We start from the raw sequence: 26,538 nt of genomic DNA, 5'->3' as shown, positions 1-26,538 counted from the left end.
GAGCTTGAATGACATTACTCGATACCATTACTTACTTATTGCCGCGATTAGCTGAAAATCAGCGTAAAATTGCACAATTTATTATTGAGAAACCAGAAGAAGTCTTGAATTTGTCGTCACAACAATTGGCAGAGATACTGGATATCAGTCAGTCTGCTATTGTTAAGTTTAGTCAAAAAGTTGGGGTGAAGGGATATCCTGCACTTAAACTTGCACTCAGCGAGATTATTGGTCGCCAACAACTAAATGAAGCTAATCCTCATATCGCGTTACATAATCGAATTGCACAAGAAGATAATTTGATGGTGGTGGCACAAAAACTGGCAATGGAAAAAAATCATTCCATTACAGAAACCACAAAGCACATTGATTTTAAACAGTTCGAAAAGATTGTAGATATCATTGATAAATCAAACAGAGTTCAAATTGTTGGTATTGGTGGATCAGGACTAACAGCAAAAGATTTGAGTTATAAATTACAAAAAATAGGTATTACCACATTAGTTGAATCTGACCATCACGTCCAAATCGCGGCAGCCTTGACGTTAAATCCAAATGATACACAAATTGTTATTTCTTTTTCAGGTAAACGTAAAGACATGCTAACAGCGGCAAATATTGCGCGTAAGCAAGGTGCTTGCGTGGTGGCGATTACTCGCTCTCGTCAGTCTCCGCTTGCACAATTATCTGATTATATTTTAGAAAGTATTGCCGAAGAAAATGAATGGCGCAGTTCGTCTATCTCGTCGAGAACGGCACAAAATACCTTAACTGACTTACTATTTATGGCGTTATTACAAAGACGTGAAGCTAAAGCGAAATCATTAGTGATGAATGCTAGGATTGTGATTAATCGATTAGATGAATAGGTTTGCTATAAAATAATGTGCTATATCTGGCTTATGACGACTTATAATTTTGCAAAATAACCTTACTTACGTTAATACTGATACGGTAAGGATTTAAATTTCAAATAGTTAAATGAGGAATGATTAATGCGAGCACTGATAGTCTATACGGAACTAACGGATGATGATTCTGTTATTAGCCATGCGGTTGCAAGACTCGCTAGCGAATTAAATGATGAACATGTGGAAACCGTTATCATTCGAGATTTTGAAGATGGGCTCGCTTATATTCGCTCAAATACCAGTATTGATTGCTTATTATATGGACGAGATATGTCCGATAAAGGCGAGCAAGTTCAAGCTAATCAGTTAATTACTCAATTACATCGCAGACAAGAAGATGTTCCGGTATTTTTACTGAGCGACCGTGAAGAAGCTTTGGTGGCTTTTGACCGCAAAATGATGGAACAAGTTGATGAATTTGCATGGATTTTAGAAGATTCTGCCGATTTTATTGCAGGCCGCGTTCTGGCCGCTATTCAGCGTTACCGCGCTCAATTATTACCACCATTAATGAAAAGTTTGATTAAATATAGTGATGTTCATGAGTATTCGTGGGCAGCACCCGGTCATCAGGGCGGGGTTGGATTTACTAAAACGCCAGCAGGCCGTATTTATCATGATTTTTTTGGTGAAAATTTATTTCGCACTGATATTGGTATAGAACGTGTTGCGGTTGGTTCACTGCTCGATCATACCGGTGCTTTTGGTGAGTGTGAAAAAAATGCTGCGCGTATTTTCGGGGCTGATCAATCTTATTCAGTCGTTGTGGGTACATCGGGTTCTAATCGAACTATCATGCAAGCCTGTATGACCGATGATGATGTGGTGATCATTGACCGTAATTGTCATAAATCTATTGAACAAGGGCTAATTTTAACTGGGGCAAAACCAGTTTATATGATCCCAAGCCGTAATCGATACGGAATTATTGGCCCGATTTACCCACAAGAAATGTCTCCTGAATCGATCGCAGCTAAAATTGCACAAAACCCGTTAACCGCAGATAAGCTCGGACAGAAACCCGCTTATAGTGTAGTGACAAACTGTACCTATGACGGAGTTTGCTATAACGCATGTAAAGTGCAAAATTTGCTAGATAAATCATTGGATAGAATTCATTTCGATGAAGCATGGTACGGTTACGCACGCTTTAATCCTATTTATCACGATCATTTTGCAATGCGAGATGAAGCTCGAAGTGATGATGAACCCACTATTTTCGCCACTCACTCTACTCATAAACTATTGAATGCATTATCACAAGCTTCTTTTATTCATGTAAGAAATGGCCGTAACGCGATAGATTTCAATCGATTTAATCAAGCCTACCATATGCATGCAACCACTTCTCCGCTGTATGCTATTTGCGCGTCAAATGATATCGCGGCAGATATGATGGACGGTAATAGTGGGCGTTCACTTACGGATGAAGTAATTCGTGAATCTATCGATTTTCGCCAATCTTTGGCCTATTTATATAAAGAATTTATCAATGATGATGAATGGTTTTTTAAACCATGGAATCAAGAAATGGTGAAAGACCCAGCAACGGGAAAACGTTATGCATTTGAAGATGCACCTGTTGAATTATTGATGAAAGAGCAAAGTTGTTGGGTGATGGATCCTGCTGATAAATGGCATGGTTTTAAAGATATTCCGGCTAACTGGGCGATGCTAGACCCCATAAAAGTGAGTATCTTATCTCCAGGAATGGGTGATGATGGTAAATTATTAGACACTGGCGTTCCTGCTGCATTAGTTACTGCGTGGCTTAATCATTATGGTATTGTTCCGACCCGTACTACTGATTTTCAAATTATGTTTTTATTTTCAATGGGGATCACCAAAGGTAAATGGGGCACCTTGGTCAATGCGTTGCTATCGTTTAAACGTAATTATGATAACAATACACCATTGAAAAAAGTATTACCTGAAGTGGTTGAGAGTGCTGTTGAAGTCTATGGTGAAATGGGGTTACGTGATCTTGGCGATAAAATGTTCGCTTACTTACAAAAAAATAACCCCGGTAGCCAATTGAACCAAGCTTATTCTGAATTACCGCCAGTGATGATGAGTCCCCGAGCCGCTTATCAAGAAATTGTGGCTAATCGTGTCGAAGCAGTTCCTTTAGACAAACTTGCGGGGAGAACTGCTGCAAACTCAATTATTCCCTATCCACCGGGTATTCCAATGTTGTTATCAGGTGAAAGTTTTGGTGATAAACATAGCCCACATATTGGCTATTTACGTAGCCTTCAGGCTTGGGATAGTGAATTCCCAGGTTTTGAACATGAAACCGAAGGCACTGAAATAATTGATGGGATGTACTATGTGATGTGCGTTAAGACGGCTAGCGAATAGAATAAAAAGAGCCAGATCAATTTGCTCTGGCTCTTTAATTAGTTAAGCATTAGTATCGAAGCTCGTCGTCATTTCCTCGAGCTGCTCTTGTAACTCCATCCATTCCATTTCTACTTCTTCAAGTGCAGATTTATGTTCAATTTGTTTTTTCAAACAATCTGCTAGTTCTGTTTTTTTAGCTTGTTCATAAATGGTGGCATCAGAAAGCTGACTTTCTAATTCAGCGAGAACAGCTGAATGTTTTTCCATTTTCTTTTCAAGCTCAGTCACTTTTTTACGAATAGGTTGAGTGGCTTGACGGAATTCAGCTTCGCGACGTTTCTGATCTTTTTTATCTTGAGCCGTCACAGTCGAAACACTTACGGGTTTATCTTTATCTTGAATATCACGGGCTTGCTGAAGGTCTATTTTATTTTGTTCCGCGAGCCACTGCTGGTAATCTTCTAAATCACCATCAAATTGCTCAACCATACCACCGTGAACTAAATAGAACTCATCCGTGGTTGAGCGCAATAGATGCCTATCATGAGATACCACAACCAAAGCACCCTCAAAATCCATCAAGGCCTCGGTAAGTGCCTGACGCATTTCTAAATCTAAGTGGTTAGTTGGTTCATCGAGTAACAGTAAATTTGGTCGCTGCCAAACTACAAGTGCCAAAACTAAACGTGCTTTTTCACCACCGGAAAAACGTAGAGTCGGATCGGTAACTTGGTCGCCCTTAAAACCGAATCCGCCTAAATAATCACGCAACTGCTGCTCTGTTTCTTTTGGCGCTAATCTGGCAAGGTGCTGCAAAGGTGACTCTTCAGGATGCAAATATTCAAGTTGGTGCTGGGCGAAATAGCCTAGTTTAATGCCTTTTGCTAGGGAGACAACGCCGTGTAATGGCTGTAAATCACCGGCAAGCAGTTTTATTAGCGTTGATTTACCGGCACCATTTCGTCCGAGTAAACCAATACGAGAGCCCGGTACTAAATTTAATTTTATCGAATCTAATATTATTTTCTCACCATAACCGGCACTGACTTTCTCCATTTTTAGTAATGGATTAGGCAAGCTTTCTGGTTTTCGAAAGGTAAAATGAAATGGATTATCCACAAGCGCAGGGGAAACCATCTCCATTTTTTCGAGCATTTTGATTCGACTTTGTGCTTGTTTTGCTTTGGTCGCTTGAGCTCTAAAACGGTCAATATAGCTTTGTAAGTGCGCAGCTTTAGTTTGTTGGCTTTCATACAAAGCTTGCTGTTGAGATAACTTGGTCGCACGCTGGCGTTCAAACGAAGAATAATTGCCCGTATATTCGAACATACTTTCTTGCTCAATGTGCAGCACTTTATCAATAATAGGATCAAGAAAATCCCTATCATGAGAAATTAGAATCAACGTACCTGTATAGCTTTTTAACCATTTTTCAAGCCAAATTACGGCATCTAAATCAAGGTGGTTAGTAGGTTCATCGAGTAACAATAAATCAGAGCGACACAATAGGGCTTGCGCAAGGTTCAAACGCATGCGCCATCCACCAGAGAATGACTTAACGGGTGATTCTAATTGTGCTTGGCTAAAACCCAGACCATGCAGCAAGCTTGATGCTCTTGAACGGATTGTCCACGCATCAATGGCATCTAGTTGACCATGAACAGTTGCAATGGCATGGCCATCATTTTTTTCATTGGCCTGCTGTAGTTTTTTCTCAAGTGAACGATATTCGCGATCGCCATCGATAACATACTCGAGGGCGGGAACATCAAGTGCTGGGGTTTCTTGATTAACCCAAGCTAATGACCACGTGCTAGGGAAGGTTGCAGAACCCGCTTCAGCTTGTAATTCGCCTTTTAAAAGCGCAAGCAGTGTCGATTTTCCGCAGCCGTTTTTACCAACTAACCCGACCTTTTGACCCGGATTGATAGTCGCGGTTGCATTGTCCAGCAGAACACGTACACCTCGGCGAATTTGTAGTGAAGAGAAAACAATCATAGCAACCGTCTATTGAAAATATGTTAAATTAAATAATGAATACCCTCAAAATATCAGGTGCGAGTTGAAAAGCAAATCACCTAAATTTATTGAGCGTAAAACTGAATATGTTTAGCAGGCTGCATGGTAACGGAAAATGATCCGTCTGACACGCCTTTGAGGAGGGAAAGATGTCAAATCCGCCGAAAGTATTGGTGGTCTACGCTCACCCAGACTCTGATGAGTCTGTTGCAAATCGAGCATTACTGGATTCCTTGAGCGGTCTTGACCACGTGACTGTTCATGATTTATATGCAATTTATCCTGATTATTTTATTGATGTTACCGCTGAGCAAAAGCTTCTTTGCTTGCACGACGTGATTGTTTTTCAACATCCTCTCTATACTTATAGTTGTCCTGCTCTTTTAAAAGAGTGGTTTGACCGGGTATTAACTCGTCGTTTTGCGACCGATATGGGGTATCAAAAATTAAAAGGCAAATATTGGCGTTCTATTATTACGACGGGTGAATCCCAAGATGCTTATCAGCACGATGGTTTTAATCGATACCCATTAACTGAAATACTGCGCCCATTTGAATTAACCGCAGCAATGTGTGATATGCAATGGTTAGAGCCCAATATTATTTATGCCGCGCGCAGACAGTCTACAGCGCATTTTCAGCAGCACATTGACGGCTATCGCCAATGGATGCAGCAACCGTTAAGCCCTGGGGGATTGTCCTGATGGAACAACTGAATTTATTTGAATCCATCATTTTATTTCTTTGTGCGGGCGTGGTGATGGTGCCCATCGCCCAGAAAATCCGTTTGGGAGCGGTACTGGGTTATTTACTTGCTGGTATTGTGATTGGTCCGTTTGTTCTTGGCTTTATTCATAACGTTGATGATATTTTGCATTTCTCCGAGATGGGTGTAGTTTTTCTGATGTTTTTGATTGGGTTAGAACTTAAACCGTCTAAACTTTGGGAACTCAGACGCTCCATTTTCGGTGTGGGTACGGCTCAAGTGGTAGTCACTGCTGCAATCATGGCCGGGTTATTATTGTTGGCTAAATTTTCATGGCAAGCTGCGGTTGTCGGTGGCCTTGGCATGGCAATGTCATCGACGGCGATGGCATTGCAGTTGATGAATGAAAAAGGCATGTCCAATAAAGAAAGTGGGCAGCTTGGCTTTTCAGTTTTACTCTTTCAGGATATGGCTGTCATCCCAATTATGGCGCTGATCCCTTTACTTGCGGGCGATACAGGTAGTAGTGATTGGTATAAAATTGGCTTAAAAGTGATTGCGTTTGCAGGCTTATGGATTGTCGGACGCTATTTGCTACGTCCATTATTTCGATTAGCGGCTAAATCTGGAGTGCATGAAATTTTTACTGCGGCGGCGCTACTTGTCGTACTTGGGTCTGCGCTCATTATGGAAAGCCTCGGTTTTTCCATGGCGTTAGGCACTTTTATGGCGGGTGTAATGTTAGCAGAGACCGAGTTTCGTCATGAACTTGAAATTAATATTGAGCCTTTTAAAGGACTATTACTCGGATTATTTTTTATTTCAGTAGGGATGTCATTAAATTTACAGATACTTTGGTCATACTTACCTCAAGTTTTGATTGCGGTCGCTGTGCTCGTGTCGGTGAAGGCGTTAGTACTTTATTGTCTCAGCTTGGCTGCCCGATTACGCAGTGGTGCAAGAGCGCAATTTTCAGGGGTACTGAGTCAAGGCGGGGAGTTCGCATTTGTTATTTTAGCAACCGCATCAGGAGCTAAAGTGATCGACGAAATGCAAATGGACCTGTTATTAGTGGTGGTCACACTTTCGATGATGACTACGCCTCTTGTGATGCAACTAATAGATGCTTATCTCAACCATCGTTATAATCAACAATCATCATCGAGTGAAAAACCGTTTGTTGAAGATAATGACCCTCACGTCATTTTGGTCGGATTTGGGCGTATGGGACAAGTAGTTGGTCGCTTACTTATGGCGAATAAAGTGAGAATTACTGTTCTTGAACAAGATGTTACAGCAATCAGTACGATGCGACGTTATGGCTATACCGTTTATTATGGTGATGCACGAGAGTTACAATTATTACGCTCAGCGGGCGCAGATAAAGCGAAGGCGATTGTTATAACGAGTGATGAACCCGAAGAAGTGATGGAAATAGTACAAATATGTCAGGAAAATTTCCCTAACTTGCATATTATTGCTCGCGCTAAAGGGCGACTTGAAGCGCATGAACTATTACAAAGCGGTGTAAAAGATTTTAGTCGTGAAACCTTCTCGAGCGCACTTGAACTGGGTAGTAAGGCATTAGTTAGTATTGGTATGCATCCTCATAAGGCTTATCGGGCGAAACAGCATTTTCGTCGCCTTGATATGCGCATGCTAAGAGATATTATTCCTGAGAATGAAAATAGTGACAGTGGGCAAATTTCTCGTATCAAAGAGGCGCGTCGTGAATTAAATGAGCTCTTCGAAAAAGAAATGCTAAGGGAACACCGACAGCCACATAGCTGGAATAACGAGAAGTAACGCGAATAGTAAACCGCAAGGGTATAAAAATGGCTTCAACACGTAAACGTTTTATTGCAGGAGCAACCTGCCCTAAATGCCAGTCACAAGATACGTTGATGATGTGGCGAGAAGATAAAATTGATGTTGTTGAATGTGTTAATTGTGGCGATCAGCAAAGACAAGCTGATGAGGGCGCAACGGAACATGTCAGAAAACAAGAAAAAGTCATTGGTATTTTTACACCAGAGTAAGAGAATTTTGTCAAATCTCAATACAGCTCAATTGTTTTCCGGTACAATATAGCAAAATTTTTCCCTTCTCGGGTATGTAGGAGATGTCATGAAAGTAGCAAAAGACTTGGTAATCAGCTTAGCTTATCAGGTAAGAACAGAAGACGGTGTTTTAGTTGATGAGTCGCCAGCAAGTGCGCCAATGGACTACTTACACGGCCGTGGTTCTTTAATTTCTGGTCTGGAAAAAGCATTAGAAGGTCGTGCTGTTGGCGAACATTTTGATGTTGAAGTTGCATCCGATGATGCCTATGGTCAATATGATGAAAACTTAGTTCAACGTGTCCCTAAAGATGTCTTTATGGGTGTTGAAGAGTTAGAAGTTGGTATGCGTTTCTTAGCTGATACTGACATGGGTCCAGTTCCTGTTGAAATTACAGGAATTGAAGGCGATGAAGTTATCGTTGACGGTAACCACATGTTAGCAGGTCAAAATCTGAAATTTAATGTTGAAGTCATGGCTATCCGTGAAGCAACAGAAGAAGAAATTGCACATGGCCACGTACATGGCGCTGACGGCCACGACCATGATCACGATCACGAAGGTGGTTGTTGTGGCGGTGGTGGTCATGGTCATGACCACGGTTCAGAAGGCGGTTGTTGTGGCGGCGGTGGCCATGGTCACGACCACGGTTCAGAAGGTGGTTGCGGTGGCGAAGGTCACGGTAAAAAACAAGGCGGCTGCGGCTGTCACTAATCCTTAGCGATTCGCTAGGGTTTAGTTTTTGTTTAGAGAAAAGGAAAGCCTCGGCTTTCCTTTTTTCATCTACAATTATAATACTTAGAAATACCAGACGATTTTGCAATTTAACGAGTGAATGACTATCACCCCATTAAATTAATAATGAGGTGGCGGTGTTTCTTCTTCAGGCCTTGCAAGCAAAGATGACTGAGAAGATTTTAGTCTATCAGTTACAACACGTAAGTGTTCTTGCATTCGGCTCATTTGCATTTGTTGTTCAGTAATAACCTGATTGAGTTGCTCAAGCGCTAATTCTTGAAAGGCAATTTTACTTTCTAAAAGCTCTAGGCGCTGTTCAAAAGTGTCAGATGAGTCCATTTTAGACGCTCCTTGTGGTTTATTGTTATAAAAAAACATCATAATAACCGAACATTACAAATCAATAGATAAGTTTTAGTTAAAGAGATATGCGTTGAAACCTCTTTTTGTTAATGTTGTCTAAGAAGTTCTTATAATTATCTATACTAATGGTAGCTGACCTCTAAGTATAATTAGGGGGGTACCAATAAAATTAAATACTCGAATATTAAATACTCGAATAAAAATCATCGGAGATCAGGATGAAATCATTGTTTAAGGCAAGCCTTCTAGCGACAACATTAGCACTTACTTTTGCAGCACCACAAGTAATGGCCGCAGAAACCAAAGCACAAGCAGAAAATAGTGCATTTAAAAATGCTGAAGAACGTAATGCATACGCATTAGGTGCCTCTTTAGGTCGCTATATGCAAAACTCACTTGAAGAACAAAAAACAATTGGCATTGATCTTGATAAAGCTCAATTACTGGCTGGTGTTCAAGATGCATTTAACAGTAAAAGCAAAATGAGTGATGCAGAAGTTGAAGAAACGCTTCGCCAATTCGAAGGGCAAGTGAAACAAGCCGCTGAGAAAAAAATGAAAGATGAATCAGCAACGAATGAGAAAAAAGGTGCTGAGTATCGCGAAAAATATGCTAAAGAAAAAGGCGTAGTTAAAACCAAATCAGGCTTATTGTATAAAATCGAAAAAGAAGGTACTGGCGCAAAACCTAAAGCAGATGAAACCGTTGTGGTTCATTACAAAGGTGCATTGATTGACGGTACTGAATTTGATAGCTCATATTCACGTAATGAACCACTGACAATTCCATTGAACTCAGTGATCAAAGGCTGGACTGAAGGTCTGGCAAATGTGAAAAAAGGCGGAAAAATTCAGTTAGTTATCCCAGCTGACTTAGCTTATGGCGAAAATGGTGTTCCAGGTATCCCTGCAAACTCTACTTTAGTATTTGATGTTGAATTATTAGATATCAAACCAGCAAGCAAATAAGCTTTTTAGATTGTCATATATGCTGAAACCCAGAGCTAATCTGGGTTTTTGTCATTAGATTCTATTATTTTAATATCGATAAAAATTGAAGGTCGCTCGAAGGCTAAATCTTTATTTTAAGTCTATTCGTTTCTAGTATATTAATTTTTATATCTTACATATTATGAGTAGAACGATGGATTTAATCGTGCTCCTCGCATAATCTCATTATTTTCACATTGTATAAAAAACAGCTTAATTTGTTTAAAACTTGTGATAAAACATACTCTCTTGCATTCATTCACTTGACTGCGACGCTTCGTAGTTTTAACTTCAATGTATTCAATTTTATTCTTTATCATCACGTTTGTTGACTATGCACGATTCAATGAAGGCAAATTAGTCGAATAATGAATGCCTCATTAGTCAACTTGATGAATTTTTTATATTAGAAGGACAATGTTTAAAATGTCAGATTCTATACAACCACATGATCTCAGCGATATTAATATATTAGATAACCAACCGTTCACTGAAACCGACCACGAAATCTTAAAATCCTATGAAGCTGCGGTTGATGGTCTCGCCATGCTCATTGGTGGGCATTGTGAAATTGTTCTTCATTCGTTGGAAGATCTACAACGTTCAGCGGTGAGAATAGCTAATGGTCAGCATACAGGTCGTCAAATAGGCTCGCCAATTACCGACCTCGCATTAAGAATGCTTCATGATATGGCAGATGAAGATTCGAATGCTTCCAAGGCCTATTTTACTAAAGCAAAAAGTGGCGATTTAATGAAATCGGTGACTATTGCTATTCGTAATAAAAAACAACGTGTTATTGGGCTTCTCTGTATTAATATGAATTTGGATGTTCCATTTTCAGAAATTATTAAATCTTTTGTGCCAGAAGAAAAACAAGAAATTACATCAGATGTTAATTTCGCTTCGTCCGTTGATGACCTTGTTGCTCAAACATTGGAATATACTATTGAAGAAGTGGGTGGGGATCGCAACGTTTCAAACAATGCGAAAAATAAACAAGTTGTGTTAAATCTATATGAAAAAGGGATATTTGATATTAAAGATGCGATTAACCAAGTGGCTGATCGTTTGAATATTTCTAAGCACACTGTTTACTTGTATATCCGTCAATTCAAGAATGAATAATAGCACTCAACTAACATATTGTTTGTTAATCACGGGGCCTGCGTATGGCACTCAGCAAGCGGCGAGTGCCTATCAATTTGCTAATGCTCTTCTTGAGGAAGGGCATCGCCTGAAAACATTGTTTTTTTATAGCGATGGTGTTCTAAATGCCAATAGCCTCACTTCACCAGCAACTGACGAATTTAATTTAGTTCAAGGTTGGCAAGCGCTTGCAAAGCGTGCTGATTGTGAAATGCACATTTGCGTTTCTGCTGCATTGCGCCGGGGTGTTGTCGATACTGAACAGGCTGAAACGCTGTCTTTATCAGCCAGTAATTTAAGTGATGGCTTCATGATGAGTGGACTGGGAAGCCTAGCAGAAGCTATGATGACAACCGACAGAACGATACAATTTTAAGTCATCGTATAATCAATGTAATTAGTAAGTTGTAATTTAAGGTGTCGAGTGAAAAAATGTGCTTTTGTCTTTACAACAATGCCACACGGTAATGCAAGTGGGCGAGAAGGGCTAGATGCTTTATTGGCAACGTCTGCTATTACTGAAGAAATTAGTGTGTTTTTTATCTCTGATGGTGTGTGCCAAATACTGGCGAATCAAAAAACGAATGAAATTTTAGCCAGAGATTATATTTCGACATTTAAAATACTATCTCTGTATGACATTGATAAGATTTATCTGTGCGCTGACTCATTACAAGAACGAGGTATCAGTGAACACAGCAATTGGGTCGTTTCTCCTCAAATTCTAAACGCAGCCCAAATTAGAGAAAAAATGGCTGCTTGTGATGTGGTACTGAAGTTTTAAATCCGTCATAAAAATTTAATCAGATATTTGGATTTTGACCTCTAGCAGGATTTTTTCTATGCTTTATACTATAGCTACATCCCCGTTTAAGTGTGATTTTCCTGCCATACTGCGTTTAATCACTCACCAAGATGTTGTTTTGTTGATGCAAGATGGCGTTATTGCAGCCGTTGAGCAATCGAAGTATCTTTGCGATTTACAAAACACAGGGGCTCAAATTTATGTCTTGGATGCAGATGTTAATGCTCGTGGACTGCAAAATATCATTTCAAATACTGTTTCGTTAGTCACATATCAAGGTTTTGTGAGGCTAACGGCAGCACATAAGCAACATTTTTCGCTATAAAGGCATTAAAAGTTGTATATTTCTTGACACCTGAGCCAGTCAGCCATAAAATTTCGCGTCCTCGTGTATCGTCATGTTGGCGAACGAGGTCGAAATCCGTGTTTACGAAGCAAAAAATCAGGAGCTTTTTTAATAATGGCAACTATTAATCAGCTGGTACGCAAATCCCGTAGCTCGAAAGTTGTGAAAAGCAACGTTCCAGCGCTGGAAGCTTGCCCGCAAAAACGTGGTGTATGTACTCGTGTATATACAACCACACCTAAAAAACCAAACTCAGCATTACGTAAAGTATGCCGCGTTCGTTTAACTAATGGTTATGAAGTTTCTTCCTACATTGGTGGTGAAGGCCACAATTTGCAGGAACACTCCGTAATTCTTATCCGTGGTGGTCGTGTTAAAGACTTGCCAGGTGTGCGTTATCACACCGTTCGCGGTGCACTTGACTGTTCAGGTGTTAAAGACCGCAAACAAGCACGTTCTAAATACGGCGCTAAAAAGCCTAAGGCTTAATGGATGCCCGTTAAGTAAGGCCAAACATTTTTAATCTTAATGTCAAAATAAACTCGTAGAGTTTTGGACAAACCTGAATTAACAACGGAGTAATATCCATGCCACGTCGTCGCGTAATAGGTCAACGTAAAATTCTGCCAGATCCTAAGTTCGGATCAGAATTACTGGCCAAATTTGTAAATATCCTGATGGTAGACGGGAAGAAATCTACTGCCGAAGCAATTGTATATAACGCACTTGAGACATTGGCTCAGCGTTCTGGCAAGACTGCGCTTGATGCATTCGAATTAGCACTGGATAACGTGCGTCCGACTGTGGAAGTTAAATCTCGCCGTGTTGGTGGTTCAACTTATCAGGTTCCTGTTGAAGTTCGCCCGGTTCGTCGTAATGCTCTGGCAATGCGTTGGATCGTTGACGCTGCTCGTAAACGCGGTGATAAGTCAATGGCACTTCGCCTAGCAAATGAACTAGGTGATGCTGCAGAGAACAAAGGTTCATCTGTTAAGAAACGTGAAGACGTTCACCGTATGGCAGAAGCTAACAAAGCGTTCGCTCACTACCGTTGGTAAGTTCCAAAGGTTAGTGGTGTATCTCAGGGTAGCTATTTGCTGCCCTTTATATGATGAATTGAACGCTCACGAGAGAGGAAAACATGGCCCGTCAAACGCCCATAGCACGTTATCGTAATATCGGTATCAGTGCGCACATCGACGCCGGTAAAACGACAACGACTGAACGTATTCTGTTTTATACAGGTGTAAACCATAAAATTGGTGAAACTCACGAAGGTTCTGCAACAATGGACTGGATGGAGCAGGAGCAAGAGCGTGGTATTACTATCACATCTGCAGCGACTACTGCATTCTGGTCTGGTATGGCAAAACAGTATGAGCCACACCGTGTAAACATCATCGACACCCCAGGTCACGTTGACTTCACAATCGAAGTTGAACGTTCTATGCGTGTGCTTGATGGCGCAGTAATGGTTTACTGTGCGGTTGGTGGTGTTCAGCCACAGTCTGAGACAGTATGGCGTCAGGCTAACAAATATAAAGTTCCACGTATTGCGTTCGTTAATAAAATGGACCGTATGGGTGCGAACTACTTACGTGTTGTTGAGCAATTAAAAACACGTTTAGCTGCTAATGCAGTTCCAATTCAATTACCTGTTGGCGCAGAAGAAGCGTTTACTGGTGTTGTTGACTTGATCAAAATGAAAGCGATCAGGTGGAGTGATGAAGATCAGGGTATTAGCTTCGAATACGAAGAAATCCCTGCTGACATGCAAGAATTGGCAGAAGAATGGCACAACAACTTAGTTGAATCCGCAGCAGAAGCATCAGAAGAACTGATGGAAAAATATCTGGGCGGTGAAGATTTAACTGAAGCTGAAATTAAAACTGCTCTTCGTCAACGCGTTCTTGCTAGCGAAATTATCCTGGTTACCTGTGGTTCTGCATTTAAGAACAAAGGTGTTCAGGCGATGCTAGATGCAGTAATTGATTTCTTACCAGCACCTACAGATGTATCGGCAATTAACGGTATTCTGGATGATGGTAAAGATACTCCGGCAGAACGTCACGCTAGTGATGAAGAGCCGTTCTCTGCTTTAGCATTTAAGATTGCAACTGACCCGTTCGTTGGTAACCTGACATTCTTCCGTGTGTATTCCGGTGTTGTTAATTCAGGTGATACTGTACTGAACCCAGTAAAATCAAGAAAAGAGCGTTTTGGTCGTATCGTTCAGATGCACGCTAATAAACGTGAAGAGATCAAAGAAGTTCGCGCTGGTGACATCGCGGCTGCAATTGGTCTTAAAGATGTCACTACAGGTGATACTCTGTGTTCAATTGACGCGCCAATTATTCTGGAGCGTATGGAATTCCCAGAGCCAGTTATCTCTGTAGCAATTGAACCAAAAACAAAAGCTGACCAAGAAAGAATGGGTATCGCTCTGGGCCGTTTAGCTCAAGAAGATCCATCTTTCCGTGTATCTAGTGATGAAGAAACTAATCAGACTATCATCGCAGGTATGGGTGAGTTGCACTTAGACGTTCTGGTTGACCGTATGCGTCGTGAATTTAAAGTTGAAGCGAACGTTGGTAAACCTCAGGTTGCTTATCGTGAAACTATCCAGATCGAAGCGAAGGATGTTGAAGGTAAGCACGCTAAACAGTCTGGTGGTCGTGGTCAGTTCGGTCATGTCGTAATTGACATTTTCCCACTGGACAAGAAAGACAAAGACGGTGCAGAGATGAACTATGAGTTCATCAATGAAATCAAAGGTGGTGTAATTCCTACAGAATTCATCCCTGCGGTTGATAAAGGTATCCAAGAGCAGTTGAAATCAGGCCCGTTAGCGGGTTACCCAGTAGTTAAATTGGGTGTTCGTCTGCATTACGGTTCATACCATGATGTTGACTCATCTGAATTGGCATTTAAATTGGCAGCATCGCTGGCATTTAAAGAAGGCTTCAAAAGAGCTAAACCTGTTCTGCTTGAGCCAATCATGAAAGTTGAGGTGGAAACACCAGAAGACTACATGGGTGATGTAATTGGTGACCTTAACCGTCGTCGTGGTATTATTGAAGGTATGGATGACCTAGCTACTGGTAAAATCGTCCGTGCACAAGTACCATTGTCAGAAATGTTCGGTTATGCTACTGACCTGCGTTCTCAGACACAAGGTCGTGCTTCATACTCTATGGAGTTCTTGAAGTACAGTGAAGCGCCAAACAACGTTGCACAAGCTGTAATCGAAGCTCGTAACGCTAGATAATCGATTTTTATCGATTTAACTACTTTAATTTAAGTTCCTTCTTTATAGTAAAGAGGGAACTCCATAAGGAATAGAGTCGTGTCTAAAGAAAAATTTGAACGTTCAAAACCGCACGTTAACGTTGGTACAATCGGCCACGTTGACCATGGTAAAACTACTCTGACAGCAGCTATCACTACTGTTCTAGCAAAAACTTACGGCGGTTCTGCTCGTGCATTCGATCAAATCGATAACGCACCAGAAGAAAAAGCACGTGGTATTACTATCTCTACTTCACACGTAGAATATGACACTCCAGCTCGTCACTACGCACACGTAGACTGCCCAGGTCACGCCGACTATGTTAAAAACATGATCACTGGTGCTGCGCAGATGGATGGTGCAATTCTGGTTGTTGCTGCGACTGATGGCCCAATGCCACAAACGCGTGAACACATCCTGTTAGGTCGCCAAGTTGGTGTTCCTTACATCATCGTGTTCCTGAACAAATGTGACATGGTAGACGACGAAGAACTGTTAGAACTCGTTGAAATGGAAGTTCGTGAACTTCTTTCTCAGTACGATTTCCCAGGTGATGACACTCCAGTTATCCGTGGTTCTGCACTGAAAGCACTGGAAGGTGTTCCAGAGTGGGAAGCGAAAATTGTTGAACTAGCTGGTTTCCTGGATAGCTATATCCCAGAACCAGAGCGTGCAATTGACAAACCATTCCTGCTGCCAATTGAAGACGTATTCTCAATCTCAGGCCGTGGTACAGTAGTAACAGGCCGTGTTGAGCGTGGTATCGTTAAAGTTGGTGAAGAAGTTGAGATTGTTGGTATTCAAGCAACAGTTAAAACAACTTGTACTGGCGTTGAAATGTTCCGTAAACTGCTTGACGAAGGTCGTGCTGGTGAGAACGTGGGTGTTTTACTGCGTGGTACTAAACGTGAAGAGATTCAACGTGGACAAGTACTGGCAAAACCAGGTTCAATCAAGCCACATACACAATTCGAATCAGAAGTGTATATCCTGAGCAAAGATGAAGGTGGTCGTCATACTCCATTCTTCAAAGGTTACCGTCCACAGTTCTACTTCCGTACAACTGACGTAACCGGTACTATCGAACTGCCAGAAGGCGTAGAGATGGTAATGCCAGGCGACAACATCAACATGATCGTGACATTGATTCACCCAATCGCGATGGATGATGGTTTGCGTTTCGCAATCCGTGAAGGTGGTCGTACTGTAGGCGCCGGTGTTGTTGCAAAAGTTATTGCATAATATCGCTCTTTCTGAATAAGAAAGAACTACGTTAGTAAAAAGGGCATCAAATAGATGCCCTTTTTATACGTTGTAAAATTTAAGAACCTATCTCATCAATCATTGTTATAATTATTGGTGAGATAGGCTCTCAAATCACGAATTAATAACAGTACTTATTGCTTTGTACAGTTATATGAGATTTATAAAGGTTTTGCTCGGAAGATATGGTATATTTTACTGCTGCCACGAAAAGAAATTTTATTTCATAATAGGCGAGTCAAAAATTAACTGAGCATGCTGAATTTTCTGCGAAGAAATAGATAATGCCTACCGCTATTATTTTTGAGGTATGGTTTCTACTTCGTAGGTATTTGTTATCGTATTCCTTTCAGATTTTGCAGGCTTAGCTGTAGTGAATTAAGGGATATGTTGGCATATTCTATTGGTTTGGTCTGGTTGTTTTACCTTTGTAAGGCAAGCGGGCTTTATACATACTTCATGGTAACAGGTTGAATTATGAGTACGAATAGCGAAGCTCAAGGAAATGGACGCAGTGCAGACATCTTCAAATGGGTGGTTGTCTGTGGCTTATTAATCATTGCGATAGTGGGTAACTACTACTTCCGTCAATATAATCTCGCGCTGCGTGCTTTTGCCGTTGTCGCCGTTGTCGCTGCAGCTGGTGCTATCGCTTTGTGGACAACAAAGGGTAAAGCAACACTGACATTTGCGCGCGAAGCTCGCATTGAGATGAAAAAAGTTATTTGGCCTACTCGCCAGGAAACATTACAAACTACATTAATTGTTGCTGCAGTAACGGCTGTTATGTCGTTAATTCTGTGGGGATTAGATGGTATCCTAGTGCGTTTAGTTTCATTTATTACAAGCCTGAGGTTATTCTAAATGTCAGATTCACCTAAAAAGCGCTGGTATGTCGTTCAGGCATTCTCTGGTTTTGAAGGTCGCGTAGCACAGTCTTTACGTGAATACATCAAATTACATGCCATGGAAGACTCTTTTGGCGAAGTTATGGTCCCAACTGAAGAAGTTGTTGAAATTCGTGGTGGCCAACGTCGTAAGAGTGAACGTAAATTTTTTCCAGGCTATGTTTTAGTCCAAATGACCATGAATGATGACTCTTGGCACTTAGTGCGCAGTGTCCCTCGTGTAATGGGCTTTATCGGCGGAACATCAGATCGTCCAGCACCAATTAGCGACAAAGAAGTTGATGCGATTATGAATCGCTTACAACAAGTGGGCGATAAACCACGTCCTAAAACACTATTTGAGCCGGGTGAAATGGTTCGTGTTAGTGAAGGTCCGTTTGCTGACTTTAATGGTGTCGTTGAAGAAATTGATTACGAAAAAAGCCGCTTAAAAGTCTCTGTTTCTATTTTTGGTCGTGCTACACCAGTCGAACTGGATTTTGGTCAAGTAGAAAAAGCATAGCACTAAAAAACAGCTTAAAAATAAGTTGGTTATTAAAAGACCAAAGAACAGGCTTGCAAAGGGCGTGAAATTTGAATATAATTTCGCGCCTTAGTTTTTTTATTTGGCAAAAAATATTTTATGTTTTGCAAATTATTTTGCGGGGCATGTTAATGCAACGGGGAGCCTTATTTAGTAAGGCGTTACTACCCATTTAGAGGAAATATTCATGGCTAAGAAAGTCCAAGCCTACGTTAAGCTGCAAGTTGCAGCTGGTATGGCTAACCCAAGCCCTCCTGTTGGTCCAGCATTGGGTCAGCAAGGTGTTAACATCATGGAATTCTGTAAAGCGTTTAACGCAAAAACAGAAGGTCTAGAAAAAGGCCTACCAACTCCTGTTGTTATTACTGTTTATGCAGACCGTTCATTCACTTTTATTACTAAAACTCCTCCTGCAGCAGTATTGCTGAAAAAAGCAGCTGGCGTTAAATCTGGTTCGGGCAAACCGAATAAAGATAAAGTAGGTAAAGTGACCTCTGCTCAGATCCGTGAAATTGCGGAAACTAAAGCTGCGGACATGACTGGTTCTGATGTTGACGCTATGATGCGTTCAATTGAAGGTACTGCTCGTTCCATGGGCCTGGTAGTGGAGGATTAATCAATGGCTAAACTGAATAAGCGCATGCGCAATATCCGTGAAAAAGTTGATGTTACTAAACAATACGACATCAATGAAGCCCTTTCACTGCTGAAAGAATTAGCAACTGCTAAATTCGTAGAAAGCGTTGATGTTGCTGTTAATCTAGGCATCGATGCTCGTAAATCAGACCAAAACGTTCGTGGCGCGACTGTATTGCCACACGGTACTGGCCGTTCTGTTCGCGTTGCTGTATTTGCACAAGGCGCAAACGCTGAAGCTGCAAAAGCTGCAGGTGCTGAACTGGTAGGTATGGAAGATTTGGCTGATAAAATCAAAGCTGGCGAAATGGATTTTGACGTTGTTATTGCTTCTCCTGATGCAATGCGCGTTGTTGGCCAATTAGGTCAAATCCTAGGCCCACGTGGTCTGATGCCAAACCCGAAAGTAGGTACTGTAACGCCTAACGTTGCTGAAGCTGTTCAAAATGCTAAAGCAGGTCAAGTTCGTTACCGTAATGACAAAAACGGAATCATCCATACCACTATCGGTAAAGTTGATTTCGATTCTAACCAATTGAAAGAAAACCTAGAGTCACTGTTGATTGCGCTGAAAAAAGCAAAACCAGCTTCTGCTAAAGGTGTTTTTATCAAGAAAGTTAGCCTGTCTACTACAATGGGTGCAGGTGTTGCTGTTGACCAATCTGGTCTGTCAGCGACAATTTAATAACTGAGCCTTCTTAGGCTATTTGGTTATTAAGCTTTACCTTTGCGTCAAATTTGTATAAAATTTGACGCCTTGAGTTTGTTGGGTGTTTGAGCCTTTGGGTAATATACTCAACAAACCACAAATTCGGTATGGAGTCTGGCCTTTTCCAGACCCCGTCCAAGACCGCAGGTGTAGTTCAGGTGTATAACTACTACTTAATCTTACCTGCGTAGACGGTGACAGAGATACCTAGAATTTTATTCTGACTTCTGCTCACCGTGATTTACGCTCAGACACAATGTTGTGTATGAGTGATGTGAGTCCCCGGGTTTTCCCGGTTAATCCAGGAGCAAGAAGCTAATGGCACTAAATCTTCAAGACAAACAAGCGATTGTTGCTGAAGTCAGCGAAGTAGCCAAAGGCGCGCTTTCTGCAGTTGTTGCTGATTCACGCGGCGTAACTGTAGCAAAAATGACTGAACTGCGTAAAGCAGGTCGCGAAGCTGGCGTTTATATTCGTGTTGTTCGTAACACGTTGATCCGTCTAGCTGTTCAAGGTACTTCTTATGAAGTCCTGAAAGACGCGTTTGTTGGTCCAACCTTGATTGCTTTCTCTAATGAACACCCGGGCGCTGCTGCTCGTCTGTTCAAAGAGTTCGCGAAAGCGAATCCAGCATTTGAGATTAAAGCTGCGGCCTTTGAAGGTGAGTTAATCCAGGGTCAAGATATTGATCGTCTGGCAACACTCCCAACTTACGATGAAGCAATCGCACGCCTGATGGCAACCATGAAAGAAGCCTCTGCAGGCAAATTGGTTCGCACACTGGCTGCTCTGCGCGATCAGAAAGAAGCTGCATAAGCCCTTTCCTTCGTTGCTTGTTAACGTATAAACTATTTCTGAATTTTAGGAACACTTGTTATGTCTATCACTAAAGACCAAATCCTTGATGCAGTTGCTGAAATGTCTGTAATGGACGTTGTTGAACTGATTACTATGATGGAAGAAAAATTCGGCGTTTCTGCTGCTGCAGCTGTTGCTGTTGCTGCGGGTCCTGCTGAAGCTGCTGAAGAAAAAACTGAATTCGATGTTATGCTTACCGCTGTCGGTCCTAACAAAGTTTCAGTAATCAAAGCAGTTCGCGGCGCAACTGGCCTTGGCTTGAAAGAAGCTAAAGATTTAGTTGAATCTGCACCAGCGGCTATTAAAGAAGGCGCTAATAAAGATGAAGCTGAAACTCTGAAGAAAGCTCTTGTGGAAGCAGGCGCTGAAGTTGAAATTAAATAATTTCAGCTTTGACTTCGCAGCCTAACTCATTAGGTTGTTGGCTGGTGATTTTTAATCACCAGCCTTTTTACGCTGTAAAGCGTGATGGGTGTTAACAGCTTTTCACGCAATTTTGATGTTAACAACCCCCCCAATACTTCTTTCTATTGACGACTTAATATACTGTATTTCTTAGCTACGACCCGCTCGGGCAGCTCGGTAGCAAAAGCAATGCAATGAAATGGTTTAAGAGTGATAGTAATAAGTATTCAGGAAAGTATTCATTTTCCATTTCTAAAAAACGCGTTGCGGTTCTGTCCTGACTATTTTAGGAAGAACAACTTGGGTCACTGATCAACGAGCTGAGGAAACCTATGGTTTACTCCTATACCGAGAAAAAACGTATTCGTAAGGATTTTGGTAAACGTCCACAAGTTTTGGACATACCTTATCTCCTTTCTATCCAACTTGACTCGTTCCAGAAGTTTATCGAGCAAGATCCTGATGGCCAGAATGGGCTGGAAGCAGCTTTCCGTTCTGTGTTTCCAATTCAGAGCTACAGTGGTAATGCTGAACTACAATATGTCAGCTATCGTTTAGGTGAGCCTGTTTTTGATGTTAAAGAATGTCAAATTCGCGGTATTACTTATTCTGCACCTCTGCGTGTGAAATTACGTCTCATCGTTTATGAGCGTGAAGCACCGGAAGGCACCGTTAAAGATATCAAAGAACAAGAAGTTTACATGGGTGAAATTCCACTCATGACTGAAAACGGAACTTTTGTTATCAACGGTACTGAGCGTGTTATTGTTTCTCAGTTGCACCGTAGCCCAGGCGTATTCTTTGATAGCGATAAAGGGAAGACTCACTCTTCAGGTAAAGTGCTTTATAACGCACGTATCATCCCTTACCGTGGCTCATGGCTTGATTTCGAATTTGACCCGAAAGATAATTTATTTGTACGTATCGACCGTCGCCGTAAATTACCAGCGACTATTATTCTGCGTGCAATGAATTACAGTACCGAAGACATCTTGAACTTGTTCTTCGATAAAACTGTATTCCAAATTCGTGATAACAAATTGATGATGACGCTGGTTCCTGAGCGTCTACGCGGTGAAACTGCTTCTTTTGATATTGAAGCAAACGGCAAAATTTATGTTGAAAAAGGCCGTCGTATCACTGCTCGTCATATCCGCTTACTCGAGAAAGAAGAAGTCAACAGCATTGAAGTTCCTGTTGAATATATCGCGGGTAAAGTGGTTGCAAAAGATTACATTGATGAAAGTACTGGTGAGCTGATTTGTGCAGCGAATATGGAACTTTCATTGGATATGTTGGCACGTCTGAGCCAATCAGGTCATAAAACAATTGAAACATTGTTTACGAATGACTTAGATCACGGCGCATATATGTCTGAAACTGTCCGTGTCGATCCAACAAACGACCGCTTAGGTGCGCTGGTAGAAATCTACCGTATGATGCGTCCTGGTGAGCCACCAACACGTGAAGCAGCTGAAAATCTGTTCGAAAACTTGTTCTTCTCTGAAGACCGTTACGATCTTTCTGCTGTGGGCCGTATGAAATTCAATCGTTCACTAAATCGTGAAGAGATTGAAGGTTCAGGCATCCTAAGCAAAGACGATATCATTGAAGTAATGAGAAAACTCATTGATATTCGTAACGGTAGGGGTGAAGTGGATGATATTGACCACTTAGGTAACCGCCGTATTCGTTCAGTCGGTGAGATGGCAGAAAATCAGTTCCGCGTTGGTCTGGTTCGTGTTGAACGTGCAGTGAAAGAGCGTCTTTCTCTGGGCGACCTCGATGCATTGATGCCACAGGATATGATTAATGCGAAGCCAATTTCAGCGGCAGTAAAAGAGTTCTTTGGTTCCAGCCAATTGTCTCAATTTATGGACCAGAACAACCCATTATCTGAAATTACGCACAAACGTCGTATCTCTGCGTTAGGCCCAGGTGGTTTGACTCGTGAACGTGCGGGCTTTGAAGTTCGTGACGTACATCCAACTCACTACGGTCGTGTTTGCCCTATCGAAACCCCTGAAGGCCCGAACATCGGTCTGATTAACTCATTATCTGTTTATGCACAGACCAATGAATATGGTTTCCTAGAAACACCTTATCGTTTAGTTCGTGATGGTCTTGTTACTGATGAAATTCACTATCTGTCTGCGATTGAAGAAGGTAACTTCATCATTGCTCAGGCAAACACCGTTTTAGGTGAAGATGGTAGCTTTATCGAAGAACTAATTACTTGTCGTAACCGTGGTGAATCAAGTTTATTTAGCCGCGAACAAGTTGAATATATGGACGTTTCGACTCAACAGATCGTCTCTGTTGGTGCGTCACTCATCCCATTCCTTGAACACGATGATGCTAACCGTGCATTGATGGGTGCGAACATGCAACGTCAAGCGGTTCCTACTTTACGTGCAGACAAACCATTAGTCGGTACAGGTATGGAACGTGCAGTTGCGGTTGACTCCGGTGTTACTGCTGTTGCAACTCGTGGCGGTTCTGTTCAGTACGTTGATGCTTCTCGTATCGTAATTAAAGTTAACGAAGACGAAATGCATCCAGGCGAAGCTGGAATTGACATTTATAACCTGACTAAATATACCCGTTCTAACCAGAACACCTGTATTAATCAGATGCCTTGTGTATCTTTAGGTGAGCCTGTTGAACGTGGTGATGTGTTAGCTGATGGTCCTTCAACAGACCTTGGTGAATTAGCACTTGGTCAAAATATGCGCGTGGCATTTATGCCATGGAATGGTTATAACTTCGAAGACTCCATCTTAGTTTCCGAGCGTGTTGTTCAAGAAGATCGTTTTACAACTATTCATATTCAGGAACTCTCTTGTGTGTCTCGTGACACTAAATTGGGGCCTGAAGAAATTACTGCTGATATTCCAAACGTTGGTGAAGCTGCACTTTCTAAACTTGATGAATCCGGTATCGTTTATATCGGTGCTGAAGTGAAAGGCGGTGACATTCTGGTTGGTAAAGTAACACCTAAAGGTGAGACTCAATTAACGCCAGAAGAGAAATTACTGCGTGCTATCTTCGGTGAAAAAGCGTCTGACGTTAAAGATTCTTCTTTACGTGTTCCAAACGGTGTTTCCGGTACAATTATTGACGTACAGGTCTTCACTCGTGATGGCGTAGAGAAAGATAAACGTGCGCTTGAAATCGAAGAAACTCAGTTACGTGATGCGAAGAAAGACTTAACAGAAGAGCTACGTATTTTTGAAGGCGCTCTGTTTGCTCGTATTCGTTCTGTACTGATTAACGGTGGAATTGAAGCTGAAAAATTGGATAAACTGCCTCGCGATCGTTGGTTAGAGTTGTCTCTAGCAGATGAAGAGAAGCAGAACCAGTTAGAGCAGTTAGCTGAGCAATATGACGAATTGAAATCTGAGTTTGAGAAAAAACTTGATGCGAAACGTCGTAAGATCACCCAAGGTGATGATCTAGCTCCGGGTGTACTGAAAATTGTTAAGGTTTATCTGGCTGTTAAACGTCAGATCCAACCGGGTGATAAAATGGCGGGTCGCCATGGTAACAAAGGTGTTATCTCAAAAATCAACCCAGTTGAAGACATGCCTTACGATGAAAACGGTAACCCAGTTGACATCGTTCTGAACCCACTGGGCGTACCATCACGTATGAACATCGGTCAGATTTTGGAAACGCACTTAGGTATGGCTGCTAAAGGTATTGGTGACAAAATCAATGCTATGCTTAAGCAGCAAGAAGATATTGCTAAACTGCGTGAATTTATCCAAAAAGCTTATGATCTTGGTGATGATCCGCGTCAGAAAGTTGATTTGAATACTTTCTCTGATGAAGACGTTATGCGTTTGGCTGAGAACCTGAAAAAAGGTATGCCAATTGCAACACCAGTGTTTGATGGTGCAAAAGAGAAAGAAATTAAAGAATTACTGAAACTGGGCGGATTGCCAACTTCAGGTCAGATTTCACTGTTTGATGGTCGTACTGGCGAGAAATTTGAGCGTCAGGTCACCGTTGGTTACATGTACATGCTGAAATTGAACCACTTAGTTGATGATAAAATGCATGCCCGTTCAACTGGTTCTTATAGCTTGGTTACTCAGCAACCGCTGGGTGGTAAAGCGCAGTTCGGTGGTCAGCGTTTCGGGGAGATGGAAGTGTGGGCACTGGAAGCATATGGTGCAGCCTATACTCTTCAAGAAATGCTTACAGTTAAATCGGATGACGTTAACGGCCGTACGAAGATGTATAAAAACATCGTCGATGGCAGCCATCAGATGGAACCTGGTATGCCGGAATCTTTCAACGTATTACTGAAAGAAATCCGCTCACTAGGTATTAACATCGAGCTGGAAGACGAGTAATTCGTTTTGCGCCGGAAGGTCTGATTTATCAGCCTTCCGGCTCATGTAAGCAGTGGGATTTGGGGAGAGTGGCTTGACCACTCACCTGACAGGTCTAACTCCGACAGGAGCTATTTAGTGAAAGACTTAATTAAGTTTCTGAAAGCGCAAACCAAGACCGAAGAGTTTGATGCGATCAAAATTGCTCTGGCATCACCTGACATGATCCGTTCATGGTCATTTGGTGAAGTTAAAAAGCCAGAAACGATTAACTACCGTACGTTCAAACCTGAGCGTGACGGCCTTTTCTGTGCACGTATTTTCGGGCCAGTAAAAGATTATGAATGTCTGTGCGGTAAGTACAAACGTTTAAAACACCGTGGTGTGATTTGTGAGAAGTGTGGCGTTGAAGTCACACAGACCAAAGTCCGTCGTGAGCGCATGGGTCATATTGAACTTGCATCACCGACTGCACATATTTGGTTCTTAAAATCATTACCATCCCGTATCGGTTTGCTGCTTGATATGCCACTGCGTGATATCGAACGTGTTCTGTATTTTGAATCTTATGTTGTTGTTGAAGGCGGAATGACTAGCCTTGAACGTGCACAGATTCTGACAGAAGAGCAATACTTAGATGCGTTGGAAGAGTTCGGTGACGAATTTGATGCGAAAATGGGTGCGGAAGCAATCCAAGGCCTGCTGAAAAACCTCGATCTTGAGAACGAGTGTGAAACGCTACGTGAAGAGTTGAATGAAACTAACTCTGAAACTAAGCGTAAAAAGCTGACTAAACGTATCAAACTACTGGAAGCATTTATTCTATCTGGTAATAAACCAGAGTGGATGATCTTAAACGTTCTACCAGTATTACCACCTGATTTACGTCCATTAGTTCCTTTGGATGGTGGTCGTTTCGCAACGTCAGATCTGAACGATCTATATCGTCGCGTAATCAACCGTAATAACCGTCTGAAACGTCTTCTGGATCTGGCTGCGCCAGATATCATCGTACGTAACGAAAAACGTATGTTGCAAGAAGCGGTTGATGCACTGTTAGATAACGGTCGTCGTGGTCGTGCAATTACAGGTTCTAACAAGCGCCCTCTGAAATCTTTGGCCGATATGATCAAAGGTAAACAAGGTCGTTTCCGTCAGAACTTACTTGGTAAGCGTG

General features: G+C 41.7%; 24 protein-coding genes and 1 pseudogene. 23 read left to right on the top strand and 2 right to left on the bottom strand.

Going from position 1 to position 26,538, the window contains the following annotated elements; all coding sequences use genetic code 11:
* Positions 1 to 8 precede the first annotated feature (8 nt).
* Positions 9 to 869, top strand: a complete 861-nt coding sequence (locus tag ACTH6U_RS19535) for a MurR/RpiR family transcriptional regulator (RefSeq protein ID WP_294111021.1) — start codon at positions 9 to 11, stop codon at positions 867 to 869.
* Positions 870 to 995: 126 nt separating this feature from the next.
* Complete coding sequence (gene adiA, locus ACTH6U_RS19530; RefSeq protein WP_441832971.1) at positions 996 to 3,272, top strand: arginine decarboxylase; 2,277 nt, start codon at positions 996 to 998, stop codon at positions 3,270 to 3,272.
* Positions 3,273 to 3,314: 42 nt separating this feature from the next.
* On the opposite strand, the gene ACTH6U_RS19525 is transcribed toward adiA, so the two are convergent.
* Positions 3,315 to 5,252 (bottom strand): ABC transporter ATP-binding protein, encoded by a 1,938-nt coding sequence (locus tag ACTH6U_RS19525; RefSeq protein ID WP_441832970.1) that lies wholly within the window; start codon positions 5,250 to 5,252, stop codon positions 3,315 to 3,317.
* Between the two features lie 170 nt (positions 5,253 to 5,422).
* On the opposite strand from ACTH6U_RS19525, the gene kefG reads away from it, so the two are divergent.
* The 4 genes from kefG (at position 5,423) to slyD (ending at position 8,754) form a co-directional block, all read left to right on the top strand.
* Positions 5,423 to 5,977: a glutathione-regulated potassium-efflux system ancillary protein KefG gene (gene kefG, locus ACTH6U_RS19520; RefSeq protein WP_336431082.1), complete on the top strand. Its 555-nt coding sequence runs from the start codon at positions 5,423 to 5,425 to the stop codon at positions 5,975 to 5,977.
* Positions 5,977 to 7,785 carry a glutathione-regulated potassium-efflux system protein KefB gene (gene kefB, locus ACTH6U_RS19515; RefSeq protein ID WP_441832969.1) on the top strand — a complete coding sequence of 603 codons (1,809 nt, stop codon included), beginning with the start codon at positions 5,977 to 5,979 and terminating at the stop codon, positions 7,783 to 7,785. Before kefG ends, kefB begins: the two co-directional genes overlap by 1 nt.
* Positions 7,786 to 7,814: 29 nt before the next feature.
* Complete coding sequence (locus tag ACTH6U_RS19510) at positions 7,815 to 8,018, top strand: YheV family putative zinc ribbon protein (protein ID WP_294111036.1); 204 nt, start codon at positions 7,815 to 7,817, stop codon at positions 8,016 to 8,018.
* 88 nt (positions 8,019 to 8,106) lie between these two features.
* Positions 8,107 to 8,754: a peptidylprolyl isomerase gene (slyD, locus tag ACTH6U_RS19505; protein WP_294111039.1), complete on the top strand. Its 648-nt coding sequence runs from the start codon at positions 8,107 to 8,109 to the stop codon at positions 8,752 to 8,754.
* 141 nt (positions 8,755 to 8,895) lie between these two features.
* On the opposite strand, the gene ACTH6U_RS19500 is transcribed toward slyD, so the two are convergent.
* Entirely contained in the window at positions 8,896 to 9,117 is a 222-nt protein-coding gene (locus ACTH6U_RS19500) for a SlyX family protein (RefSeq protein WP_294111042.1), read from the bottom strand.
* Between the two features lie 242 nt (positions 9,118 to 9,359).
* On the opposite strand from ACTH6U_RS19500, the gene fkpA reads away from it, so the two are divergent.
* The 17 genes and pseudogenes from fkpA to ACTH6U_RS19415 form a co-directional block, all read left to right on the top strand.
* Positions 9,360 to 10,109: an FKBP-type peptidyl-prolyl cis-trans isomerase gene (gene fkpA, locus ACTH6U_RS19495; protein ID WP_294111044.1), complete on the top strand. Its 750-nt coding sequence runs from the start codon at positions 9,360 to 9,362 to the stop codon at positions 10,107 to 10,109.
* Between the two features lie 447 nt (positions 10,110 to 10,556).
* Positions 10,557 to 11,258, top strand: a complete 702-nt coding sequence (locus ACTH6U_RS19490) for a helix-turn-helix transcriptional regulator (protein WP_294111047.1) — start codon at positions 10,557 to 10,559, stop codon at positions 11,256 to 11,258.
* The gene (tusD, locus tag ACTH6U_RS19485) at positions 11,251 to 11,655 is read left to right on the top strand and encodes a sulfurtransferase complex subunit TusD (RefSeq protein WP_441832968.1); all 405 of its coding nucleotides are present in this window, start codon (positions 11,251 to 11,253) and stop codon (positions 11,653 to 11,655) included. The genes ACTH6U_RS19490 and tusD overlap by 8 nt, the downstream gene beginning before the upstream one ends.
* Before the next feature lie 48 nt (positions 11,656 to 11,703).
* Positions 11,704 to 12,063, top strand: a complete 360-nt coding sequence (tusC, locus tag ACTH6U_RS19480; protein ID WP_441832967.1) for a sulfurtransferase complex subunit TusC — start codon at positions 11,704 to 11,706, stop codon at positions 12,061 to 12,063.
* A 58-nt stretch (positions 12,064 to 12,121) separates the two neighbouring features.
* On the top strand, positions 12,122 to 12,409 hold the full coding sequence (gene tusB / locus ACTH6U_RS19475) for a sulfurtransferase complex subunit TusB (protein WP_294111056.1): 288 nt from the start codon (positions 12,122 to 12,124) through the stop codon (positions 12,407 to 12,409).
* Positions 12,410 to 12,544: 135 nt separating this feature from the next.
* Positions 12,545 to 12,919: a 30S ribosomal protein S12 gene (gene rpsL / locus ACTH6U_RS19470; RefSeq protein ID WP_004923923.1), complete on the top strand. Its 375-nt coding sequence runs from the start codon at positions 12,545 to 12,547 to the stop codon at positions 12,917 to 12,919.
* A gap of 98 nt (positions 12,920 to 13,017) precedes the next feature.
* Positions 13,018 to 13,488, top strand: coding sequence for a 30S ribosomal protein S7 (gene rpsG / locus ACTH6U_RS19465; protein WP_294111157.1), 471 nt, complete (start codon positions 13,018 to 13,020; stop codon positions 13,486 to 13,488).
* Between the two features lie 83 nt (positions 13,489 to 13,571).
* Positions 13,572 to 15,698, top strand: coding sequence for an elongation factor G (fusA, locus tag ACTH6U_RS19460; protein WP_294111159.1), 2,127 nt, complete (start codon positions 13,572 to 13,574; stop codon positions 15,696 to 15,698).
* Between the two features lie 78 nt (positions 15,699 to 15,776).
* Positions 15,777 to 16,961 carry an elongation factor Tu gene (gene tuf, locus ACTH6U_RS19455; RefSeq protein WP_294103340.1) on the top strand — a complete coding sequence of 395 codons (1,185 nt, stop codon included), beginning with the start codon at positions 15,777 to 15,779 and terminating at the stop codon, positions 16,959 to 16,961.
* A 498-nt stretch (positions 16,962 to 17,459) separates the two neighbouring features.
* Positions 17,460 to 17,846, top strand: coding sequence for a preprotein translocase subunit SecE (gene secE / locus ACTH6U_RS19450; RefSeq protein ID WP_294104442.1), 387 nt, complete (start codon positions 17,460 to 17,462; stop codon positions 17,844 to 17,846).
* A complete protein-coding gene (nusG, locus tag ACTH6U_RS19445) occupies positions 17,847 to 18,392 on the top strand; it encodes a transcription termination/antitermination protein NusG (RefSeq protein ID WP_294104444.1) in 546 nt (181 codons plus the stop codon).
* A gap of 208 nt (positions 18,393 to 18,600) precedes the next feature.
* A complete protein-coding gene (rplK, locus tag ACTH6U_RS19440) occupies positions 18,601 to 19,029 on the top strand; it encodes a 50S ribosomal protein L11 (protein WP_294104446.1) in 429 nt (142 codons plus the stop codon).
* A 3-nt stretch (positions 19,030 to 19,032) separates the two neighbouring features.
* Positions 19,033 to 19,734: a 50S ribosomal protein L1 gene (gene rplA / locus ACTH6U_RS19435; protein ID WP_294104448.1), complete on the top strand. Its 702-nt coding sequence runs from the start codon at positions 19,033 to 19,035 to the stop codon at positions 19,732 to 19,734.
* A gap of 342 nt (positions 19,735 to 20,076) precedes the next feature.
* Positions 20,077 to 20,574 (top strand): 50S ribosomal protein L10, encoded by a 498-nt coding sequence (gene rplJ, locus ACTH6U_RS19430; protein WP_294104450.1) that lies wholly within the window; start codon positions 20,077 to 20,079, stop codon positions 20,572 to 20,574.
* 60 nt (positions 20,575 to 20,634) lie between these two features.
* The gene (gene rplL, locus ACTH6U_RS19425; protein WP_294104452.1) at positions 20,635 to 21,000 is read left to right on the top strand and encodes a 50S ribosomal protein L7/L12; all 366 of its coding nucleotides are present in this window, start codon (positions 20,635 to 20,637) and stop codon (positions 20,998 to 21,000) included.
* Between the two features lie 353 nt (positions 21,001 to 21,353).
* Entirely contained in the window at positions 21,354 to 25,382 is a 4,029-nt protein-coding gene (gene rpoB / locus ACTH6U_RS19420; protein WP_294104454.1) for a DNA-directed RNA polymerase subunit beta, read from the top strand.
* Between the two features lie 117 nt (positions 25,383 to 25,499).
* A pseudogene (locus tag ACTH6U_RS19415) lies at positions 25,500 to 26,538 on the top strand (DNA-directed RNA polymerase subunit beta'); the annotation flags it as partial.

This window comes from Providencia sp. (assembly GCF_052096715.1).
Taxonomy (GTDB): domain Bacteria; phylum Pseudomonadota; class Gammaproteobacteria; order Enterobacterales; family Enterobacteriaceae; genus Providencia.
This window is presented reverse-complemented; position numbering and strand designations above follow the sequence as displayed.

What these genes read in the sequence shown, in the direction of transcription:
- rplL (WP_294104452.1), top strand. Translation starts at nt 20,635, where the DNA reads ATGTCTATCACTAAAGACCAAATCCTTGATGCAGTTGCTGAAATGTCT.
- rplA (WP_294104448.1), top strand. Translation starts at nt 19,033, where the DNA reads ATGGCTAAACTGAATAAGCGCATGCGCAATATCCGTGAAAAAGTTGAT.
- tusD (WP_441832968.1), top strand. Translation starts at nt 11,251, where the DNA reads ATGAATAATAGCACTCAACTAACATATTGTTTGTTAATCACGGGGCCT.
- rplK (WP_294104446.1), top strand. Translation starts at nt 18,601, where the DNA reads ATGGCTAAGAAAGTCCAAGCCTACGTTAAGCTGCAAGTTGCAGCTGGT.
- fkpA (WP_294111044.1), top strand. Translation starts at nt 9,360, where the DNA reads ATGAAATCATTGTTTAAGGCAAGCCTTCTAGCGACAACATTAGCACTT.
- rpsG (WP_294111157.1), top strand. Translation starts at nt 13,018, where the DNA reads ATGCCACGTCGTCGCGTAATAGGTCAACGTAAAATTCTGCCAGATCCT.
- slyD (WP_294111039.1), top strand. Translation starts at nt 8,107, where the DNA reads ATGAAAGTAGCAAAAGACTTGGTAATCAGCTTAGCTTATCAGGTAAGA.
- rplJ (WP_294104450.1), top strand. Translation starts at nt 20,077, where the DNA reads ATGGCACTAAATCTTCAAGACAAACAAGCGATTGTTGCTGAAGTCAGC.
- rpoB (WP_294104454.1), top strand. Translation starts at nt 21,354, where the DNA reads ATGGTTTACTCCTATACCGAGAAAAAACGTATTCGTAAGGATTTTGGT.
- secE (WP_294104442.1), top strand. Translation starts at nt 17,460, where the DNA reads ATGAGTACGAATAGCGAAGCTCAAGGAAATGGACGCAGTGCAGACATC.
- rpsL (WP_004923923.1), top strand. Translation starts at nt 12,545, where the DNA reads ATGGCAACTATTAATCAGCTGGTACGCAAATCCCGTAGCTCGAAAGTT.
- ACTH6U_RS19510 (WP_294111036.1), top strand. Translation starts at nt 7,815, where the DNA reads ATGGCTTCAACACGTAAACGTTTTATTGCAGGAGCAACCTGCCCTAAA.
- kefG (WP_336431082.1), top strand. Translation starts at nt 5,423, where the DNA reads ATGTCAAATCCGCCGAAAGTATTGGTGGTCTACGCTCACCCAGACTCT.
- tusB (WP_294111056.1), top strand. Translation starts at nt 12,122, where the DNA reads ATGCTTTATACTATAGCTACATCCCCGTTTAAGTGTGATTTTCCTGCC.
- nusG (WP_294104444.1), top strand. Translation starts at nt 17,847, where the DNA reads ATGTCAGATTCACCTAAAAAGCGCTGGTATGTCGTTCAGGCATTCTCT.
- fusA (WP_294111159.1), top strand. Translation starts at nt 13,572, where the DNA reads ATGGCCCGTCAAACGCCCATAGCACGTTATCGTAATATCGGTATCAGT.
- ACTH6U_RS19535 (WP_294111021.1), top strand. Translation starts at nt 9, where the DNA reads ATGACATTACTCGATACCATTACTTACTTATTGCCGCGATTAGCTGAA.
- ACTH6U_RS19500 (WP_294111042.1), bottom strand. Translation starts at nt 9,117, where the DNA reads ATGGACTCATCTGACACTTTTGAACAGCGCCTAGAGCTTTTAGAAAGT.
- kefB (WP_441832969.1), top strand. Translation starts at nt 5,977, where the DNA reads ATGGAACAACTGAATTTATTTGAATCCATCATTTTATTTCTTTGTGCG.
- ACTH6U_RS19490 (WP_294111047.1), top strand. Translation starts at nt 10,557, where the DNA reads ATGTCAGATTCTATACAACCACATGATCTCAGCGATATTAATATATTA.
- adiA (WP_441832971.1), top strand. Translation starts at nt 996, where the DNA reads ATGCGAGCACTGATAGTCTATACGGAACTAACGGATGATGATTCTGTT.
- ACTH6U_RS19525 (WP_441832970.1), bottom strand. Translation starts at nt 5,252, where the DNA reads ATGATTGTTTTCTCTTCACTACAAATTCGCCGAGGTGTACGTGTTCTG.